We start from the raw sequence: 2,985 nt of genomic DNA, 5'->3' as shown, positions 1-2,985 counted from the left end.
CCGTCACTGACATTACCGACACCGTCGATACCTCGACCGTGAAACTGACTGCCGATACTTCGGTGGCTGAAGGTGGCACCGTCACTTACACCGCCACCGTTGGTGCGCCAGTGACCGGCTCGCCGGTTGTCGTGACCCTGGCCAACGGTCAGAGCATCACCATCGCTGTCGGCCAGACCACTGGCTCCGTGACCGCTGCCGCGCCGAACGACGCGCTGGCCGGTAATGCACCGTTGACCAACTCGATCACCGGCGTTTCCGGCGGCAACTACGAAGACCTCGTGGCCGACAAGACGCCGGTTTCGACCACCGTGACTGACGTCGCGGACACCACCAACCTGTCGCTGAGTGCAACGGATTCTGTGGCTGAGGGTGGCCAGATCACCTACACCGCGACCCTGACCAACGCTGCGGGCTCGCCAGTCACCGTGACTCTGTCGAACGGTGCCGTGATCACCATTGAGGCCGGCAAAACGTCCGGCACCGTGACCGTTCCAGCGCCTGCCGATGACGTCTATATAGACGCTGGCAAAGTCGAAGCGACCATTGCCACGGCGACTGGCGGCAATTTCGAGAACCTGGTGCCGAGCACCGTTCCAGCCGTCACTGACATTACCGACACCGTCGATACCTCGACCGTAAAACTGACTGCCGACACCTCGGTCGCTGAAGGTGGCACCGTCACCTACACCGCCACCGTTGGCGCGCCAGTGACTGGCTCGCCGGTCGTGGTGAATTTGGCCAACGGCCAGAACATCACCATCGCCGTCGGCCAGACCTCCGGCACCGCGACAACGACTGCCCCGAACGATGCATTGACCGGCCATGCACCGCTGGTCAACTCGATCACCGACGTAACCGGCGGCAACTACGAAAACCTCGTAGCCGACAAAACCCCGGTCAGCACCACCGTGACTGACACCACCGACACCACCAACCTGTCGCTGACGGCAACCGGTTCTGTGGCTGAGGGTGGCCAGATCACCTACACCGCGACCCTGACCAACGCTGCTGGCTCGCCAGTGACGGTGACCCTGTCGAACGGTGCCGTGATCACCATTGATGCTGGCAAAACGTTCGGTACTGTGACCGTCCCAGCGCCGACCGATGACGTCTACAAAGATGCGGGCAAAGTCGAAGCGACCATTTCGACTGCCACTGGCGGCAACTTCGAGAACCTGGTGCCAAGCACCGTTCCGGCCGTGACCGACGTTACTGACACCATCGACACCTCGACCGTCAAACTCACCGCGACCGAATCGGCGGCTGAAGGTGGAACTGTCACATACACCGCCACTGTCGGCGCTCCAGTAACCGGTTCTCCAGTTGTCGTGACCCTGGCTAACGGTCAGACCATCACCATCGGTGTCGGCCAAACCTCTGGCACTGCGACAACGACTGCGCCGAATGACGCGTTGACCGGTCACACCCCGCTGACCAACTCGATCATCGACGTAACCGGCGGCAACTACGAAAACCTCGTAACTGACAAAACCCCGGTCAGCACCACCGTGACCGACACCACCGACACCACCAACCTGTCGCTCACCGCTACGGGTTCGGTAAATGAAGGCGGCCAGATCACTTACACCGCGACCCTGACCAACGCTGCCGGTTCGCCAGTGACGGTGACCCTGTCGAACGGCTCGGTGATCACGATCGAGGCGGGCAAAACCACTGGTACCGTGACCGTTCCTGCGCCAGCCGATGACGTTTACAAAGATGCCGGCAAAGTCGAAGCAACCATTTCGACTGCCACCGGCGGTAACTTCGAAAACCTGGTGCCGAGCACTGTGCCGGCCGTGACCACCGTCAACGACACCATCGACACCTCCACCGTGTCGCTGAGCGCCACCGCGAACGTCGCCGAAGGCGAAACCGTGGTCTATACCGCAACCGTGACCGCACCGGTGACCGGCTCCCCAGTCGTGGTGACCCTGTCCAACGGCCAGACCATCACCATCGCCGTGGGCGAAACCACCGGCACTGTGAACTTCGTCGCGCCGAACAGCCCATTGGCTGGCGGCAGCTCCCTGAGCGTGACCATCGACGGCGCCACCGGCGGCAACTACGAAAACCTCGCTATCGACGGCAAGCCCGCTGACACCGCGGTTTCGGACACCACCGACACCACCAACCTGAACCTGACCGCGACCGACTCGGTGGCTGAAGGCGGTTCGATCGTTTACACCGCGACGCTGACCAACCCGGCCGGCACGCCGGTTGAGGTGACCCTGTCGAACGGTGCCGTGATCACCATTGATGCTGGCAAAACGTTCGGTACTGTGACCGTCCCAGCGCCGACCGATGACGTCTACAAAGACGCGGGCAAAGTCGAAGCGACCATTTCGACTGCCACTGGCGGCAACTTCGAGAACCTGGTGCCAAGCGCCGTTCCGGCCGTCACCAACGTTACCGATACCATCGACACAACCACCGTCAAACTGACCGCGACCGAGTCGGCGGCTGAAGGTGGCACTGTCACTTACACCGCAACTGTCGGCGCTCCAGTAACCGGTTCTCCAGTTGTCGTGACCCTGGCCAACGGTCAGAACATTACTATTGGCGTCGGCCAGACCACTGGCACCGTGACCTTCACCGCGCCGAATGATGCGCTGACTGGTCATGCGCCGATCACCAACTCGATTACCGCGGTGAGCGGCGGTAATTACGAAGATCTGGTGGCTGACAAAACCCCGGTTTCGACAAACGTCACTGACACTGTCGACACCACCAACCTGTCGCTGACGGCAACCGGTTCTGTGGCCGAGGGTGGCCAGATCACCTACACCGCCACTCTGACCAACGCCGCTGGTTCGCCAGTGACCGTGACTCTGAGCAACGGCTCGGTGATCACTATCGAAGCGGGTAAAACCACCGGCACCGTGACCGTTCCGGCACCTGCCGATGACGTCTACAAAGACGCTGGCAAAGTCGAAGTCACCATTAAGGAAGCGACTGGCGGCAACTTCGAGAACCTGGTGC

At 61.5% G+C, this 2,985-nt stretch carries 1 protein-coding gene; it reads left to right on the top strand.

Annotated features, from left to right (window positions below; translation table 11 throughout):
• On the top strand, positions 1–2,985 hold a 2,985-nt coding region (locus tag H8B20_RS27715; RefSeq protein WP_342345729.1), incomplete at both ends, for an immunoglobulin-like domain-containing protein.

It is taken from the genome of Pseudomonas sp. P42, from assembly GCF_017973755.1.
GTDB lineage: Bacteria > Pseudomonadota > Gammaproteobacteria > Pseudomonadales > Pseudomonadaceae > Aquipseudomonas > Aquipseudomonas iridis.
This window is presented reverse-complemented; position numbering and strand designations above follow the sequence as displayed.